Source organism: Streptomyces coeruleorubidus, assembly GCF_028885415.1.
GTDB lineage: Bacteria > Actinomycetota > Actinomycetes > Streptomycetales > Streptomycetaceae > Streptomyces > Streptomyces coeruleorubidus_A.
In genome coordinates this window covers 6317250-6334923 of sequence record NZ_CP118527.1, presented here as the reverse complement: position 1 = coordinate 6334923, position 17674 = coordinate 6317250, and the positions used below count along the sequence as shown (strand labels likewise).

Genomic DNA, 17674 nt, shown 5'->3' with positions numbered 1-17674 from the left:
CTCATCCGGCCGTCGTCGTACAGAAAGGTGCGCTCCGATGACCGAGAATCATCACTTGCCGTCCGAACTCGATGTGCCCTCCGAGGCCCCCGACCGCAACCTCGCCCTGGAGCTGGTCCGGGTGACCGAGGCGGCGGCGATGGCCGCGGGCCGTTGGGTCGGACGGGGTGACAAGAACGGCGCCGACGGTGCCGCGGTGCGTGCCATGCGGACCCTCGTCTCCACCGTCTCGATGAACGGCGTCGTCGTCATCGGCGAGGGCGAGAAGGACGAGGCCCCGATGCTGTTCAACGGGGAGCGCGTGGGCGACGGGACGGGACCCGAGTGCGACATCGCCGTCGACCCGATCGACGGCACCACGCTGACAGCGAAGGGCATGACCAACGCGATCGCGGTGCTGGCCGCCGCCGAGCGCGGGTCCATGTTCGACCCGTCCGCCGTCTTCTACATGGACAAGCTCGTCACCGGCCCCGAGGCCGCCGACTTCGTCGACATCAACGCGCCGGTGTCGGTGAACATCCGCCGGGTCGCCAAGGCCAAGCGGTCCGCGCCCGAGGACGTGACCGTGGTGATCCTGGACCGGCCGCGGCACGAGGGCATCATCAACGAGATCCGGGAGAGCGGTGCGCGCATCAAGCTGATCTCCGACGGCGATGTGGCCGGCTCGATCCTGGCGCTGCGGGAGGGCACCGGGGTCGATCTGCTGCTCGGCATCGGCGGTACGCCCGAGGGCATCATCTCGGCCTGTGCGGTGAAGTGCCTGGGCGGCACGATCCAGGGCAAGCTGTGGCCCAAGGACGACGAGGAGCGGCAGCGGGCGATCGACGCGGGGCACGATCTCGACCGGGTGCTGACGACCGAGGACCTGGTCACCGGGGAGAACGTGTTCTTCGTGGCGACCGGGATCACCGACGGGGAGCTGCTGCGGGGGGTTCGCTACCGGGCCGAGACCGCCACGACCGACTCGATCGTGATGCGGTCGCGGTCGGGGACGGTGCGGAGGATCGATTCCGAGCACCGGCTGAGCAAGCTGCGGGCCTACAGCGCGATCGACTTCGACAAGGGAAAGTAGCGCGTATCGGGGTGGGGGCTGCGGAGCGTGGGCTGCTGCGGGTCGTGTGTGGCTTGTCGCGTCGTTCTCCGCGCCCCTGGCTTGGGCAGCTCGCCCAGCGTTGAAAGGGCGCCCCCGGTGCGGTGGGGGCGCCCTTTTCGTCGTGCGTGCCGGTCAGCCTGCCGCGGCTATCGTGCTCGCCGAGCGGGCCGCCTTCTTCAGTTCCAGGTCGCGGCGGCGGCGCCGGGCCAGGACCACGCGGCGTTCGGCGGCGGTGAGGCCGCCCCAGACGCCGTAGGGCTCGGGCTGGAGCAGGGCGTGCTCGCGGCATTCGACCATCACCGGGCAGCGGGCGCAGACCCGCTTCGCCGCCTCCTCCCGGGAGAGCCGGGCGGCGGTGGGCTCCTTGGATGGGGCGAAGAACAGCCCCGCCTCGTCACGCCGGCACACCGCCTCGGTGTGCCACGGGGCGTCTTGGTCCCTGTCTCGCGCTGGCACCCGCGGGGCCGGAACGGCAGCTACCAGGGACGAATGCGGCGGTTGCAGCACGGTCTACTCCTGACGACGGCTTCGCGAGCGAGAGACGATGCAGCAAGGCCTACCCGCTGTGCGCGCGCCTATGCACTGAGTTCCGAAGCGCTGGTTTCGCCCCCGTTTTCGGGTTCCATGGAGCGGCGTCACCGGTGGACCGATTTGCTCCGGATCCCGATCGATTCGCGACTGTCAATGGTTCAGGTGTTTGCGCAAACTCTTGTCGACCTTGCGCTGCACCCGGTCGAGGATGTCCGCGACGACCTTGCCGCGCCGGGGTCGCGCCTCGATGCTGCCCAGGACGGCCCAGCCGTCGACGTAGACGATCGGGGCCTGAGGTTCGCCCGAGTCGAGCGTGTCCACCTCGAAGCTGCCGAGCACGCCGCCGCCCATGCCGCGCAGCGACACGTTCTCCGGGACGCGGATCTCGACACTGCCGAAGATCGAGAACGACTTGATCATGACCTGCTGGTGGTCGAAGAGCGCCTCGCTGAGGTCTATCTCGACACTGCCGAAGATCGCGTACGCGTGGATACGGCGGCCCGCGCGCCAGCGGCCCTTGCGGACGGCGCCGCTGAAGATCGCGACCACGCTGTCGTCCGGGTCGATCGGGATGGCGCCGGCGGTGGGGCGGTACGGGGCCGGGGCCGGCGAGGTGCCGGGGCTCTGGCGGTGGGCTGCGGGCAGGTCCCGTATGAAGACGTCCAGTTCGCCGACCGTCTTGGCGCGCAGCACCCCCTCGACGCGCTCGGCGTGCTCGTCCGCGGCGAGACGGCCCTCGGCGAGGGCGTCGTGCAGGATGTCGGCGATGCGGTCGCGCTCGGCGTCGGAGGCGCGGAGCTCGGAGACGGCGGGCGCGGTCTGCTTCTGAAGGTCCACGACAGCAGCGTACCCAAACACGATAGATCGCGACACCCCCTGTGTCGCGGCCGGGTGTTCGAACCGAGCCTTACCTCCGGCGAACTGAGCCTTACCTCACAAGCTCGCTGTCGGAGGCAGGTTCTACGCTGGTTGGCGCTCGCCAAAGGAGGCGGGCCGCCGTCTGTCGAGTGAGGAATGGGCTGAGATGCCTGAGTTCGCGTACACCGATCTGCTCCCTCAGGGAGAGGACACCACGCCGTACCGGCTGGTGACGTCCGAGGGTGTCTCCACGGTCGAGGGGCCGGACGGGCGGACCTTCCTCAAGGTGGAGCCGGAGGCGCTGCGCAAGCTCGCCGAAGAGGCCATCCACGACATCCAGCACTATCTGCGCCCCGCCCACCTCGCGCAGCTGCGCCGCATCATCGACGACCCCGAGGCGTCCGGCAACGACAAGTTCGTGGCGCTGGACCTGCTGAAGAACGCGAACATCGCGGCGGCGGGCGTGCTGCCGATGTGCCAGGACACGGGCACGGCGATCGTGATGGGCAAGCGCGGGCAGAACGTGCTGACGGAGGGCCGCGACGAAGAGGCCCTGTCCCGCGGCATCTACGACGCGTACCAGAACCTCAACCTGCGCTACTCGCAGATGGCTCCGCTCACCATGTGGGAGGAGAAGAACACCGGCTCCAACCTTCCCGCGCAGATCGAGCTGTACGCGACCGACGGCGGCGCCTACAAGTTCCTGTTCATGGCGAAGGGCGGCGGCTCGGCCAACAAGTCGTTCCTGTACCAGGAGACGAAGGCCGTCCTGAACGAGTCCTCCATGATGAAGTTCCTGGAGGAGAAGATCCGTTCGCTGGGTACGGCGGCCTGCCCGCCGTACCACCTGGCGATCGTGGTCGGCGGTACGAGCGCCGAGTACGCGCTGAAGACCGCGAAGTACGCCTCCGCGCACTACCTGGACGAGATCCCGGCGGAGGGGTCGGCGCTGGGGCACGGCTTCCGGGACAAGGAGCTGGAGCAGAAGGTCTTCGAGCTGACGCAGAGGATCGGGATCGGGGCGCAGTTCGGCGGGAAGTACTTCTGCCACGACGTGCGCGTGGTGCGGCTGCCGCGGCACGGGGCGTCCTGTCCGGTCGCCATCGCGGTCTCCTGCTCCGCCGACCGTCAGGCCGTCGCGAAGATCACGGCCGAGGGTGTCTTCCTGGAGCAGCTGGAGACGGACCCGGCGCGGTTCCTGCCGGAGACGACGGACGAGCAGCTGGACGAGGCCGGTGACGTCGTGAAGATCGACCTGAACCAGCCGATGGAGACGATCCTGGCGGAGCTCACCAAGTACCCGGTGAAGACCCGGCTCTCCCTCACCGGTCCGCTCGTCGTCGCGCGTGACATCGCGCACGCCAAGATCAAGGAGCGGCTGGACGCGGGCGAGGAGATGCCGCAGTACCTGAAGGACCACCCGGTGTACTACGCCGGTCCGGCCAAGACGCCCGAGGGTTACGCGTCGGGTTCCTTCGGTCCGACGACGGCCGGGCGGATGGACTCCTACGTCGAGCAGTTCCAGGCGGCGGGCGGGTCCAAGGTGATGCTGGCGAAGGGCAACCGCAGCAAGCAGGTCACGGACGCGTGCGCGTCGCACGGCGGCTTCTACCTGGGCTCCATCGGCGGTCCGGCGGCCCGTCTCGCCCAGGACTGCATCAAGAAGGTCGAGGTCGTCGAGTACGAGGAGCTCGGCATGGAGGCCGTCTGGAAGATCGAGGTCGAGGACTTCCCGGCGTTCATCGTCGTCGACGACAAGGGCAACGACTTCTTCCAGGATCCGGCGCCGGCGCCGACGTTCACGAGCATTCCGGTGCGGGGGCCGGGGCTGGCGTAGTGCCCGGGGTGCGGCGGGGGTGGTTTTTCGCCCCCGCCGCCCCTACCCGTCCCATCCCAGGGGCTCCGCCCCTTCGGCCCCGCCAGGGGGCTCCGCCCCCTGGACCCCCGGTCCTTGCCCACCCACCGCCCGACACGGTCGGACAAGAGCCCCGGGCCCCGGCGGGGACTGCGTCCCCTGCACCCCTCATCGGCCCCCACGTCCGCCGTGGGTCTCGGCGCCCCGCGCCCTTATGGGGGTCCCCCGCGGCCTCATGGGTCTTCAGGCCCCGCGCCTTCATGGGGTCCTCGGCGCCCCGTGGGTTTTCAGGCCCCCGCGCCTTCATGGGGTCCTCGGCGCCCCGTGGGTTTTCAGGCCGCCCCCTCATAGAGCCCCGGAACCCCCATCGGTCTTCAGGCCGCCCCCCTCACGGGGCCCCCGATACTCCCATGGGCCTTCAGGCCGCGCCCCCCGTTATGTTCTTCGCGGTCCTGCAAGAGGGCCACTGGCCTCCGGGCCCGGTATGGCTGGTCCCCCCTGTCGAACGGATGACCTGGGGGGTGGTGCCACCGGGCCCGAGAGGCGCCGTGGGAGACGCTGATGAGAGGTCCGACTACCGCCCGGCCGGGCGCAATGCCCGGCCCTTCGCAGGCGGCAGGTCTGCATAACGTGGATGCGCGCACGACGCCAACGCCCGGGCCAGTACCGCACCAACCCGTTCGGGAGGACGGCTTGAACGACAGCGACGAGATAGGCGTCTTCCTCGGCCTGGACGTCGGCAAGAGCGCCCACCACGGGCACGGCCTCACCCCGACCGGCAAGAAGGTCTTCGACAAGCAGCTGCCCAATACCGAACCGAAGTTGCGGGACGTCTTCACCAAGCTGAAGACCAAGTTCGGCACCGTCCTGGTGATCGTGGACCAGCCCGCCTCGATCGGCGCCCTGCCCCTGACGGTCGCCCGCGACGCGGGCTGCAAGGTCGCCTACCTGCCCGGACTCGCCATGCGCCGGATAGCCGATCTCTACCCCGGCGAGGCGAAGACCGACGCGAAGGACGCCGCGGTCATCGCCGACGCGGCCCGCACGATGCCACACACCCTGCGCTCGCTGGAGGTCAGCGACGAGATCACCGCCGAGCTGACAGTTCTGGTCGGCTTCGACCAGGACCTCGCGGCTGAGGCCACCCGCACCAGCAACCGCATCCGCGGCCTGCTCACCCAGTTCCACCCCAGCCTGGAGCGCGTCCTCGGCCCCCGGCTCGACCATCAGGCCGTCACCTGGCTGCTGGAACGCTACGGATCTCCGGCCGCGCTGCGAAAAGCCGGCCGCCGCAGGCTCGTTGAGGTGATCCGGCCCAAGGCTCCCCGGATGGCGAAGCGGCTGATCGACGACATCTTCGAGGCCCTCGACGAGCAGACCGTCGTCGTTCCGGGCACCGGCACGCTCGACATCGTGATCCCGTCGCTGGCCCGCTCGCTCAGCGCCGTCCATGAACAGCGACGGGCGACGGAAGCCCAGATCGCAGCCCTGCTGGAGGACCACCCTCTTTCAAAGGTCCTGACGTCGCTGCCCGGCGTCGGCGTCAGGACCGCCGCCACGCTGCTGGTCACCGTCGGCGACGGCACCAGCTTTCCCACCGCCGCGCACCTGGCCTCCTACGCCGGCCTCGCCCCGACCACGAAGTCGTCGGGCACCTCGATCCACGGCGAGCACGCCCCACGGGGCGGCAACCGGCAGCTCAAACGGGCGATGTTCCTGTCCGCGTTCGCCGCCCTGCACGATCCCGCCTCCCGCACCTACTACGACAAGTGCCGGACCAGAGGAAAGACCCACACACAGGCCCTCCTCCGGCTCGCCCGGCAACGGATCAACGTGCTGTTCGCGATGCTCCGCGACGGCACCTTCTACGAACCCAGAACCCCACGCCTCGCTTGACGAAGGACATAGAGGCACCCCCCTCACGGAGCCCCCCGGAACCCCCCATGAGCCTTCAGGCCACGCCCCCTCACGTGTCTCCCGGCCCCGCCGCCTCATGGGACCTCAGGGCCGCCCCGGCCCAGCGGCTCGGCGCCCCGGGCAGTCGGGTCCCTCATCGACCGTCAGCCCCCCATTCGCCCCACCCAGGAACATCACCGCCCCCTCGATCGCTATAGCCGGTATGAGCGACGAATACCGCATCGAGCACGACTCCATGGGCGAAGTACGTGTCCCCGCCGACGCCAAGTGGCGGGCTCAGACGCAGCGTGCTGTCGAGAACTTCCCGATTTCCGGGCAGCGGATCGAGCGGGCGCACATCGAGGCCCTGGCCCGCATCAAGGGGGCCGCGGCGAAGGTGAACGCGCGGCTCGGGGTGCTCGACGAGGACGTCGCCGGGGCGATCCAGGAGGCCGCCGGCGAGGTCGCGGAGGGGAAGTGGGACGCGCATTTTCCCGTCGACGTGTTCCAGACCGGGTCCGGGACCTCGTCCAACATGAACACCAACGAGGTCATCGCCACCCTCGCCACCGAGCGGCTGGGCAAGAGCGTTCACCCGAACGACCACGTCAACGCCTCCCAGTCGTCCAACGACGTGTTTCCGTCCTCCATTCACATCGCCGCCACCGCCGCCGTCACCCGTGATCTGATTCCCGCCCTGGACCACCTCGCCGCCTCCCTGGAGCGCAAGGCCGAGGAGTTCTCCGATGTCGTGAAGTCGGGGCGGACTCACCTCATGGACGCCACGCCCGTGACGCTGGGGCAGGAGTTCGGCGGGTACGCCGCACAGGTGCGGTACGGGATCGAGCGGCTGGAGGCGTCCCTGCCCCGGCTCGCCGAACTGCCCCTCGGCGGTACGGCCGTCGGCACGGGTATCAACACCCCGCCCGGTTTCTCCGCCGCCGTGATCGAGGAGGTCGCCCACGCGACCGGGCTTCCCCTCACCGAGGCCCGGAACCACTTCGAGGCGCAGGGCGCCCGGGACGGCATCGTCGAGACCAGCGGGCAGCTGCGGACCATCGCGGTCGGGCTGACGAAGATCGCCAACGACCTGCGGTGGATGTCCTCCGGGCCGCGCACCGGCCTCGCCGAGATCGCCCTGCCCGACCTCCAGCCCGGCTCCTCGATCATGCCAGGCAAGGTGAATCCGGTCATTCCGGAGGCCGTGCTCATGGTGTGCGCGCAAGTCGTCGGCAACGACGCCACCGTCGCCACCGCCGGCGCCGCCGGGAACTTCGAGCTCAACGTCATGCTGCCCGTTATCGCGAAGAACGTGCTGGAGTCGATCCGGCTGCTCGCAGGCGCCACGCGGCTGCTCGCCGACCGGACCGTCGACGGCATCACCGCCAACCGCGAACGGGCGCGGGAGTACGCCGAGTCCTCGCCCTCCGTCGTCACGCCGCTCAACAAGTACATCGGCTACGAGGAGGCCGCCAAGGTCGCCAAGAAGGCGCTGGCCGAGCTGAAGACCATCCGTCAGGTCGTGCTGGACGGCGGGTACGTGGAGCGCGGGGACCTCACCCTGGAGCAGCTCGACGAGGCCCTGGATGTCCTGCGGATGACGCACCCGTGACGGTTCGTCGAGCGGGTACGCCCGGCGCGTGAACCGTGACACGCGCCGCAGCGTCGTATGCCTATGGCACCTAATATCTGTGCATGGCAGACGGTGGAGCGGTGAGACGCGTGGAAACGGGTGGTGCGGCAGGCTTCTGGGAGCCCGGGAGCGAGATCCTGTGGCGGTACCGGGAGAACGGCGGCGCGCGTTTCCACATCGCGCGTCCCGTCACCGTCGTACGGGACGACGCGGAGCTGCTCGCCGTGTGGCTGGCGCCCGGCACTCAGTGCGTGCGGCCCGTGCTCGCCGACGGCACCCCCGTGCACCTGGAGCCGCTGGAGTCCCGCTACACCAAGCCGCGGACCGTGCAGCGCGACCGCTGGTTCGGCACGGGCGTGCTGAAGCTGGCCCGGCCCGGCGAGCCCTGGTCGGTGTGGCTGTTCTGGGAGCCGGGCTGGCGGTTCAAGAACTGGTACGTGAACCTGGAGGAGCCGCTGACCCGTTGGGAGGGCGGTGTGGACTCCGTCGACCACTTCCTGGACATCTCCGTGCACCCGGACCGCACTTGGCAATGGCGCGACGAGGACGAGTTCGCCCAGGCTCTGCGGGACGGGCTGATGGACGACCGGCAGGCCGAAAAGGTGCGGGCGGCCGGGCGCGCCGCCGTGGAGGTGATCCGCGCCTGGGGGCCGCCGTTCTCGGAAGGCTGGCAGCACTGGCGCCCGGATCCGTCCTGGACGGTACCGTCACTGCCGGAGGACTGGGATCGTACGCCCGCGCATGTGTCCTCATGAGACCCTTGCTGCGCCCCCGGGCAAGAAACGTAGGATCGTCCTCCGCAAGGGCGCGCGGCGGTAACTGACGGAGCACGCGCTGGGCTTGACAGATCGTCACCGAGGGGCGGCAGGACGTGAGCGAGGGGTACGAGGGCAACACCGGCAGGGCCTGCGCCACAGGCCCCCAGGACCGCAGACGGTCCGCCGGTGGCACAGGAACAACCTCTGACCACGCGGGAATTCCGTTCCTGGGACACGTATTCCGGGTATCGGAGTTTCGGCGGGACCAACTGCACCTCTGGCGTGCAGCCCCGGACGGATGGATTCGACACGCGTGACGGAGCAGCCGACCTCCTTCGAGCGCCCGCAGCCGGGCGTCGACCCCGCGGACCCCCGCGGGGCGCTCGTGCATACCTCGACACCGGCGCATGCGCCGGACGCCGGCGCCTTACCGGTACAGGGCCGCTGCGGCGGCGACGTCAGCGCTCCGCTCACGACGGCGCACACCACGCCAGGCACGTCGGAGCCGGGCACCTCCACGCCGTTCGGCAAGGGCAAGGACACCGTGAGCGACCCCGCCTCCGAGCATTCCCAGCCGGGCACCGAGCAGACCGCCGAGCGCGACACTCCTCGGCCTCGGCCCGCCCCCGAGGGCATTCCGGTCCAGCCGGCCGACGGACAGGACCGGCCGACGCCCGGTCCCGACGGGCAGGAGCGCCGCAGCGGCCAGAGCCTGCCGCCCGGCCGGCCCACGCCGATGCGGCGGGACGGCGACCGGCTGCGCTTCGTGGGTGCCGCCACCCGGCGGATCGCCCGCGGCATCGATCTCGACGAGATCGTGATGGGCCTGTGTCGGGCCACCGTGCCCACGTTCTCCGACGCGATCCTGGTCTATCTGCGCGACCCGCTGCCCGTCGGCGACGAGCGGCCCACCGGCCCGCTGGTGCTGCGGCTGCGCCGCACCGACCGGATACCGGCGGAGCGCGACACCGAGAACGGCTTCCTGCCGGCCGCGCAGCCCGAGCCGAACGAGCTGGACACGGTCGGCGCCGAGCTGTGCGAGGTGCGGCCCGGCAGCGCGCTGGCCGAGGTGCTGCGGGGCGTGCGCCCGGTTTTCACCGACGCCCCCGCGGCCCGCGCCGCGCTGCCCGAACTGCTCGGGGACGACGGCGAGTTCGCCGTGCCCGACGGACAGCGCGCGATCCTCGCCCCGCTGCGCGGCCGGCGCCGGGTCATCGGTGCCGCCCTGTTCCTGCGCCGTCCCGAGCGCATCGCCTTCGAGCCGGACGACCTGCTGGTGGCCGCGCAGCTCGCCACGCACAGCGCCCTGGGCATCGACAAGGCCGTGCTGTACGGCCGCGAGGCCTACATCGCGGACGAGCTCCAGCGCACGATGCTGCCCGAGACGCTGCCCCGCCCCACGGGCGTGCGGCTCGCCTCGCGTTACCTGCCGGCCGCGGAGACCGCCCGGGTCGGCGGCGACTGGTACGACGCCATCCCGCTGCCGGGCAGCCGGGTCGCCCTGGTCGTCGGCGACGTCATGGGCCACTCCATGACCTCGGCCGCCATCATGGGCCAGCTGCGCACCACCGCCCAGACCCTCGCCGGTCTCGACCTGCCGCCGCAGGAGGTCCTGCACCACCTCGACGAACAGGCCCAGCGCCTCGGCGTGGACCGCATGGCGACCTGCCTGTACGCGGTCTACGACCCGGTATCGCACCGCATCACCATCGCCAACGCCGGCCATCCGCCGCCCGTCCTGCTCCACCTGGGCGGCCGGGCCGAGGTGCTGCGCGTGCCGGCCGGTGCCCCCATCGGGGTCGGCGGCGTCGACTTCGAGGCCGTGGAGCTGGACGCGCCCGCCGGCGCGACCCTGCTGCTGTACACCGACGGCCTGGTCGAGTCCCGGCTGCGGGACGTGTGGACCGGCATCGAGCAGCTGCGGGAGAAGCTCGCCGCGACCGCGCAGCTCACCGGGCCGGACCATCCGCCGCCCCTGGAAGCGCTGTGCGACGAGGTGCTCGACATGCTCGGCCCGGGCGACCGGGACGACGACATCGCGCTGCTGGCCGCCCGCTTCGACGGCATCGCGCCGAGCGACGTGGCGTACTGGTTCCTGGAACCGGAGGACGCGGCACCCGGCCGGGCCCGCCGCCTGGCCAGGCGCGCGCTGTCGCGCTGGGGCATGGAGGAGCTCAGCGACTCCGTCGAGTTGCTCGTCAGCGAGGTCGTCACCAACGCCGTGCGCTACGCCTCCCGCCCGGTCACCCTCCGCCTGCTGCGCACCGACGTGCTGCGCTGCGAGGTCGGCGACGACGTACCGCAGCTGCCGCGGCTGCGGCAGGCGCGCGCCACGGACGAGGGCGGGCGCGGGCTGTACCTGGTGAACCGGCTGGCACGGCGGTGGGGGGCGACGCGGCTGAGCACGGGCAAGGTGGTGTGGTTCGAGCTCAACCGCAGCTGACCCGCCGGGGCGGTTGCGGAGGACGCCCCACCGAACCCGCAGTCGGCGCGCGCCCGGCCCGGGCGCCCGGGCGCGGGCGGCGAGCCCGCCGCCCGGAAGTTGCCACCAGCTTCCGGCAGGCGCCCGCCCCCATCCGGCGGACGCCTGCCGACCTGGTGAACGGCATGGCCGGGAGGGGACGACCCGGCTCTCCGCCCGCGAGGCGGTCTGCCTCGGCCCCGGCACGCCCATCGGCTCCGGACACCCCTTCCGTCCGCCTCCGGTCACCGGCCGGTGCGTGCGAGAGGGCCGGGCCCCGGCTCTCTGGCCGGCGGTGCGGACCCGGCGGACAGCGGATCGTCCGCGTTCCACGGATGGCCGCGCAGCAGGCATGAACCGCCCCCCTGTTCGAGTGGCATTTGCGGCCTGCTGCGCAAGGCGCGTTGCACGGCGGGATTCCTGCGCCTGGAATGACTCGCCAGTGCTCCCCCCTGAAGGCCGAGCACCCACAGCCACACCCAGGAGGATGCATGCCCTCTGCCATTTTCCGCCGCGCCGTGACCGCCGGCGCCCTGACCGCCGCAGTCACCCTCTCGCTGACCGCGACGGCCACGGCGGATGTCGGGGATGAAGACGTCGTGCGGGTCAAGTTCACCGGCATCACCGCGATCGACACGCAGGAGCGGTGGCTCGATCCAGGCGACAGCTGGGTCAGCTACCTGACCCTGTACACCCCCAAGAAGAAGTTCGCCGGCGATGCCAGCTCGCGGTGCACCGCCGTCGAAGCCAACGGCAAGCGGCTGACAGCCCAGTGCACGCGGGTGCTCCGCCTGAAGGACGGGGAAATCACTCTTCACGACATGATCACCCGCGAGGGCGGCAAGCCCGTCACGGCGAAGACCGCCATCGCGGGCGGCACGGGGATCTACAACGACGCCGAGGGAGAGGGCTACATCACCCTGGAGGGTGGCCGCGTCCACTTCGATCTTTACATCGATGACTGACCGGTGGCCCTCCCCCGGCGACATGCCGGACGTCTTGCCGCACGACGGGTCCGTGTGCTCCGGCCACGCGGGGCGCTTCGCCCGGCAGGAACGAACTTCGTGGAATGACTCGCCCATGCTCCGGAAGGCCTGGGGCACCCTGTTCGGCCTGGAGGTTCCGTGATCAGATCGGCTGTCCGTGGTGTTGCCGTCACCGCCCTCACCACGACGCTGGCCCTTCTTCCGACGCTGGCGCACGCCGAGGGGAAGGACAAGGACAACGACATCGAGAGGCTCGAGCTGACCGGCATCAGCAAGCTCGACACATCACCCTCGCGCTTCGTGGAGGGTGACAGCTGGACGACCCACCTGGCGCTGTACACCCCGGAGAAGAAGACGGGCAAGAAGGTCAAGAAGTCGAACAAGAAGCAGCTGCGGTACGCCGGTGACGGTGAGTCGGAGTGCAGCGCGGTCCACGTCGACACCGATCCCCTGACCGACCAAAAGCGGCTGACGGCCCAGTGCACACGCGTTCTGCGCCTGAAGAAGGGGACGCTGACACTCAGCGACATGATCACGTACCACCCCTGCAAGCGTGTGACGGCCAAGACCGCCATCATCGGCGGCACCGGCCATTACCGCTCCGCCTATGGTGACGGCTACATCACCCTGGACGGTCGGCACGTCCACCTGGAGCTCAACGTCGACGAATGACGTGGGACACACTCAATCGGTGCGGGGACGCGATTCGCGCCCCCGCACCGGCGTCATTTCGACTGCATTCATTCACTGATACCAGAGGTCTTCTCGATGAGACGGGTGAAGACGACGAGGGCTCCCAGAGCGGGAAGGAGGCTCGCCAGCGTCCACAGGATGCAGAATCCCGCTGCCGCCCCGGCCATCATGCGCAAAATCGTCGGGGCATCCTCGGAAATTCCGGCCACGATCAGGAGGAAAATAGTGGACAACACCCCCATGGCGATAATGGTGAAGAACGGCCACAGGTAATTAGTGATGGGCAGAATGCGTGCTTTTCTCGCTTTCCGCAGAAAAGTGTTGTCGCAGGCACGGGTGATCATCGCCAGGATGGCGAACACGGCCCCGATGATGACACCCACCATGGAGACGGCGACGCCCAGCACCTCATGCAGCGGCAAGTCGTCGTCATGACCGAGCCAGGCTCCCCCCGCCCCGCCGAGGATCGCCCCCAGCGGCTCCCCCCACCACCAACTCCTCAGACTCACGTGCACGAGACTCGTGAACTCCTTAAAGTACTTGTCGCCCAGGGTGCGCCCACTGGGTTCCTCCGGGTACGAGTCGAAGTCTGTCCGCTTTTCCGTGCCCATCAAAGCCCCACCCACTGGCGGCCGCTTTCACCGAGCCGCCCTGTGCGGCTCCGTCTTTGTAGCACCAACCTCCTTACGGACTGCGCAAGAGGCCGTCACCGTCGTCCCTGTGCTTTTCTACTTCTCTTCTCGATCCATACGCACTCATGTCCCGTATGGCGTCGTACAGCGAAGCGCAGCGCTCATCGGACGTTTCCGTCTCCAGCTCGGCTTCCGAAATCCCGGCAGCACGATCGAGACGGGTCAGGGGGATCTTCGGGTTGAAGTCGCGCGTGCCGATGTCGCGTTCGCCGAGTTCTCGAAGAGAATTGTCCATCGCTCGTGCACCTTCCATGTGCGTGCCGGCCGGCACACCGGGAACGGGACTGAAGCATGCGCTCAACCATAAGCCGGTGCCGTTGACCGGGCCCGTCATAGTGACATTCGGGTGAACATCGGGTGAACTTCCTGCTCCGCCCGGCATGAGGAGGGCGCCCGGTGTGCACCGGCCGCCCTCTCGCCTTCCCTACCCCTCGTCGCCCGGCTTGACCGGGTCGAACGGGTCGCCGCCGCCGCCGTCGTCCGGCGGTGTCGTCTCCGGGGCCGTCGGCGGAGTGAAGGTGGGCGGTGTCGTCGACGGAGTCGGCGGCGGTGAGCTGCTCGGCTGCTCCGTCGTCGGCGGCGGTGACGACGACGGCTCCTCGGTCGTCGGCTCCTGCGTCGGCTCCTTGGTCGGCTCCCGCGTGGGGGTCGGCGACCAGGTCGGCTTGACCGCCGCGCCCTGCGTGGTGTCCAGGTCGAACTTGGTGACGTCGCCCATCACGCCGAAGGTGTACGCCGCCCAGATCTGTGCCGGGAAGCCACCACCGTTGACCCGGGGCTCGCCGCCCGCCTTGTACATCGGGACCTGGGCGTGGGTCTTGGCGTCCTCGCCGAACAGGCCGACGGAGGTGACCAGGTTCGGCGTGTAGCCGGTGAACCAGGCCGACTTGTTGTTGTCGGACGTACCCGTCTTGCCCGCGACCTGCTGGCCGTCGCGCTTGGGGTTGTTGCGCACGGACTCCTGCGCCGTACCGTCGTCGACCACGCCGGTCAGCACCGAGGTCACCGAGTCGGCGGCCTCGCGGCTGATGGCCTGGTCGCCGACCGGGTCGGGCATGGTGACCGTCTTGTTCAGGTGCTCCGCCGACTTCACGAGGGCCGGGGTGACCTTCTTGCCGTGGTTGGCGAGGGTCGCGTAGACACCCGCCATCTCCAGGGGGCTGGCGCCCATGCTGCCCAGGGTCTGGGCGGGCACGGCCTCCATGTTCTTGGTGTCCATGCCGAGCTTGCCGGCGACGTCCACCACGTTGGTCATGCCGACGTCGACGCCCATCTGCGCGAAGACGGAGTTGACGGACTTGTTCATCGCCGTCTGGACGGTGATCTTCCCGTAGTTCTCGTCGTCCTCGTTCTCGGGGGCGAAGCCGACCTTGCTGCCGTTGTCCACGACCTGACGCTTGCTCGTGCCGTCGTAGACCGTGTTGGCGGTGATCGGCTTGCCGTCCTGCGTCTCCGCTTGCTCCTCCAGGGCCGCGGCCAGGATGACCGGCTTGAAGGTGGAGGCGGGCTGGTAGTCGGAGCGGGTGGCGTTGTTGGTGTAGTGCTTGAAGTAGTCCACGCCGCCGTACATCGCGACCACGGCGCCCGTCTTGGGGTTCACGGACGCGGCACCGGCCTGGACGTCCCCGTCGACCTTGCGCTTGTCCGGATCGAGCTTGCTGGTCAGCTGCTGCTTGACGGACTTCTCCAGCGCAGCCTGCTTCTTCTTGTCGATGTTGAGCGTGACGGTCCAACCGCCGGCGTTGACCATCGCCTCGGCTTCCTTGGTGCTGCCCGCGGTGCCCTCGGCGACGAGCTGCTTCTCCAGTGCCGCGTTGGCCGCGTTGACCAGGTAGCCCTTCTGGCCCTCCATGCCGGGGGCGGGCCTGGGCTCCTTCGGCACCGGGAACTTCATGGCGTCACGCTCGGACCGGCTCAGCCAGTCCTCCTCGACCATGTTGTCCAGGACGTAGTTCCAGCGGGCCTTCACCAACTTCTTGCCCGTCGGGGAGGCGACCGCCCAGTCGTACTCGCTCGGGGCCTGGAGCAGCGCGGCGAGGTAGGCCCCCTGCGCGACCGTGAGCTTCTCGGCGTCGGTGTGGTAGTAGGCCTGGGCGGCGGCCTGGATGCCGTAGGCGTTGCGGCCGTAGTAACTGGTGTTGATGTAGCCGGCGAGGATGTAGTCCTTGGACTTCTCCCGGTCCAGCTTCAGCGAGATGACCAGTTCCTTCAGCTTGCGCGAGACGGTCTGTTCCTGCGTCAGGTAGTAGTTCTTGACGTACTGCTGGGTGATCGTCGAACCGCCCTGCGCGCCCCTGCCCGAGAGCGTGTTGAGCAGGCCGCGGGCGGTGCCCTTGAGGTCGACGCCGGCGTCCTTGTAGAAGGTCTTGTTCTCGGCTGCTACGAAGGTGAGCCGCACGTCCTTGGGAACCCTGGACAGATCGACGACCTCGCGGTTGACCTTGCCGTCGCGGGCCATGATCGTGCCGTCGCCGTACTTGTAGATGTTGCTCTGCCGCTTGGCGTCGGCGTTCCCCTCGGGGATGTCGATCACCATGTACAGCACGATGAAGGCGCCCATGCCGAGCAGGCACAGGCCGAAGAAGGTGCCGAGGAGCTTCTTCCAGGTGAAGAGCCTGCGTATGCCGCTCTTCCCGGCCGCGCCCGACGAACGGCGGCGCTTGGGTGCCGCCCGGCGCCCACCGCGCTGTCGGGCGCGTCTCTCTTCCGCTCGTCCCATGGGTCCGATCCGCTCCGCTTCGTTCATGTGTGCTCACATGTCACACGGGTTCGCCGCTCAGGTCAGCTCAGAAAGCTAACACCGGGAGATATGAGATAGGGCTGCCGATCCAGCCCTTTGCGGGCGTGACAATCAGCACCCATCCCAACGGAACCGACGTTCGAGACACGCGTAGGGTTGCCATGGCGCGGAAAAGTGATATCACTTAGATAGATGGAAGCTATGCAGGTGTGGCTTCCCGGGAGGAACGGGGGATCACCCATGTCCACACACCAACCGCAGGTCACCGCCGACGTGCCCGAGATGCCGGCGCCCCGCGTGCGGGAGGTCGCCGCGCACAGCATCGGCGGCGGACTCGCCCTGCTGCTCGGCCTGCTCGGCCTGCTGGCCGGCGCCGGGCTGATCGCGGCCGCCACCTCGGTCGACGGGGGCGGGGCGAAGGCCGCCCTGATCACCGGCGGCATCCTGGTCGGGCTCGCGGCGTTCCTGGCCATGTGCGGGCTGAACATGGTGGCGCCCGGCGAGGCCCGGGTCGTCCAGCTCTTCGGCCGCTACCGCGGGACGATCCGGCAGGACGGCCTGCGCTGGGTGAACCCCCTCACCTCGCGCACCAAGATCTCGACGCGCGTGCGCAACCACGAGACCGCCGTCCTGAAGGTCAACGACGCCTACGGCAACCCGATCGAGCTCGCCGCGGTCGTGGTGTGGCGGGTCGAGGACACCGCGCAGGCCATCTTCGAGGTGGACGACTACGTCGAGTTCGTCTCCACGCAGACCGAGGCGGCCGTGCGGCACATCGCCATCGAGTACCCCTACGACGCCCACGAGGAGGACGGCCTCTCGCTGCGCGGCAACGCCGAGGAGATCACCGAGAAGCTCGCGGTCGAACTGCACGCGCGCGTGGAGGCGGCCGGGGTGCAGATCATCGAGTCGCGCTTCACGCACCTCGCGTACGCCCCCGAGATCGCCTCGGCGATGCTCCAGCGGCAGCAGGCCGGAGCGGTCGTCGCGGCCCGGCGGCAGATCGTCGACGGGGCGGTGGGCATGGTCGAGGCCGCGATCGCCCGGATCACCGAGCGGGACATCGTGGAGCTGGACTCCGAGCGGAAGGCGGCGATGGTCTCCAACCTGATGGTGGTGCTGTGCGGGGACCGCGCCGCGCAGCCGGTCCTCAACACCGGATCCCTGTACCAGTGACGGTGCCCTCCGAAGGTCCGGGTTCGCGGCGCCGGCCGCAGCAGCAGCGCAAGCAGGTGCTGCTGCGGCTGGACCCGGCGGTGTACGAGGCGCTGGCGCGGTGGGCCGGGGACGAACTGCGGTCGGCCAACGCGCAGATCGAGTTCCTGTTGCGGAAGGCACTGGCGGAGGCGGGGCGCCTGCCGCGGGAGACCGGGCCGTTGCCCCGGCGTGGGCGGCCGCCCGGTGACTCCCCTCCCCGGCCCCCGTCGTCCTGAGCGGCCTCACCCTCAGGCGTCGGCCGGGTGGGGACCGCTGCCCGG

At 69.7% G+C, this 17674-nt stretch carries 15 protein-coding genes; 10 read left to right on the top strand and 5 right to left on the bottom strand.

Annotation, left to right across the window (positions count from 1 at the left end):
• Positions 1-37 precede the first annotated feature (37 nt).
• Positions 38-1072, top strand: coding sequence for a class II fructose-bisphosphatase (glpX, locus tag PV963_RS29615; RefSeq protein WP_274819022.1), 1035 nt, complete (start codon positions 38-40; stop codon positions 1070-1072).
• A 153-nt stretch (positions 1073-1225) separates the two neighbouring features.
• On the opposite strand, the gene PV963_RS29610 is transcribed toward glpX, so the two are convergent.
• Both PV963_RS29610 and PV963_RS29605 read right to left on the bottom strand, forming a co-directional pair.
• Positions 1226-1600 (bottom strand): WhiB family transcriptional regulator, encoded by a 375-nt coding sequence (locus PV963_RS29610; RefSeq protein WP_078945338.1) that lies wholly within the window; start codon positions 1598-1600, stop codon positions 1226-1228.
• Between the two features lie 174 nt (positions 1601-1774).
• Entirely contained in the window at positions 1775-2461 is a 687-nt protein-coding gene (locus PV963_RS29605) for a DUF1707 SHOCT-like domain-containing protein (protein WP_274819018.1), read from the bottom strand.
• A gap of 187 nt (positions 2462-2648) precedes the next feature.
• Here PV963_RS29605 and PV963_RS29600 point away from each other — a divergent pair, with 187 nt between their 5' ends.
• From PV963_RS29600 to PV963_RS29570, 7 genes are all read left to right on the top strand, one after another.
• Complete coding sequence (locus PV963_RS29600) at positions 2649-4319, top strand: fumarate hydratase (RefSeq protein WP_274819016.1); 1671 nt, start codon at positions 2649-2651, stop codon at positions 4317-4319.
• A 711-nt stretch (positions 4320-5030) separates the two neighbouring features.
• On the top strand, positions 5031-6233 hold the full coding sequence (locus tag PV963_RS29595) for an IS110 family transposase (protein ID WP_274814173.1): 1203 nt from the start codon (positions 5031-5033) through the stop codon (positions 6231-6233).
• A 223-nt stretch (positions 6234-6456) separates the two neighbouring features.
• Positions 6457-7845: a class II fumarate hydratase gene (locus PV963_RS29590; RefSeq protein WP_274819015.1), complete on the top strand. Its 1389-nt coding sequence runs from the start codon at positions 6457-6459 to the stop codon at positions 7843-7845.
• A gap of 83 nt (positions 7846-7928) precedes the next feature.
• On the top strand, positions 7929-8621 hold the full coding sequence (gene fomD / locus PV963_RS29585) for a cytidylyl-2-hydroxypropylphosphonate hydrolase (RefSeq protein ID WP_274819013.1): 693 nt from the start codon (positions 7929-7931) through the stop codon (positions 8619-8621).
• A 301-nt stretch (positions 8622-8922) separates the two neighbouring features.
• The gene (locus tag PV963_RS29580) at positions 8923-11067 is read left to right on the top strand and encodes a SpoIIE family protein phosphatase (protein WP_274819011.1); all 2145 of its coding nucleotides are present in this window, start codon (positions 8923-8925) and stop codon (positions 11065-11067) included.
• 536 nt (positions 11068-11603) lie between these two features.
• A complete protein-coding gene (locus PV963_RS29575; RefSeq protein ID WP_274819010.1) occupies positions 11604-12050 on the top strand; it encodes a hypothetical protein in 447 nt (148 codons plus the stop codon).
• A 159-nt stretch (positions 12051-12209) separates the two neighbouring features.
• Positions 12210-12743, top strand: coding sequence for a hypothetical protein (locus tag PV963_RS29570; protein ID WP_274819008.1), 534 nt, complete (start codon positions 12210-12212; stop codon positions 12741-12743).
• A 68-nt stretch (positions 12744-12811) separates the two neighbouring features.
• On the opposite strand, the gene PV963_RS29565 is transcribed toward PV963_RS29570, so the two are convergent.
• The 3 genes from PV963_RS29565 to PV963_RS29555 form a co-directional block, all read right to left on the bottom strand.
• Positions 12812-13375: a hypothetical protein gene (locus tag PV963_RS29565; RefSeq protein WP_274819007.1), complete on the bottom strand. Its 564-nt coding sequence runs from the start codon at positions 13373-13375 to the stop codon at positions 12812-12814.
• 73 nt (positions 13376-13448) lie between these two features.
• Positions 13449-13691: a hypothetical protein gene (locus PV963_RS29560; RefSeq protein WP_274819005.1), complete on the bottom strand. Its 243-nt coding sequence runs from the start codon at positions 13689-13691 to the stop codon at positions 13449-13451.
• A gap of 189 nt (positions 13692-13880) precedes the next feature.
• A complete protein-coding gene (locus tag PV963_RS29555; RefSeq protein WP_274819004.1) occupies positions 13881-16175 on the bottom strand; it encodes a transglycosylase domain-containing protein in 2295 nt (764 codons plus the stop codon).
• Positions 16176-16436: 261 nt separating this feature from the next.
• On the opposite strand from PV963_RS29555, the gene PV963_RS29550 reads away from it, so the two are divergent.
• Positions 16437-17372: an SPFH domain-containing protein gene (locus tag PV963_RS29550; protein ID WP_274819002.1), complete on the top strand. Its 936-nt coding sequence runs from the start codon at positions 16437-16439 to the stop codon at positions 17370-17372.
• The gene (locus tag PV963_RS29545; RefSeq protein ID WP_274819000.1) at positions 17369-17629 is read left to right on the top strand and encodes a hypothetical protein; all 261 of its coding nucleotides are present in this window, start codon (positions 17369-17371) and stop codon (positions 17627-17629) included. Before PV963_RS29550 ends, PV963_RS29545 begins: the two co-directional genes overlap by 4 nt.
• The last annotated feature ends 45 nt before the right edge of the window (positions 17630-17674 follow it).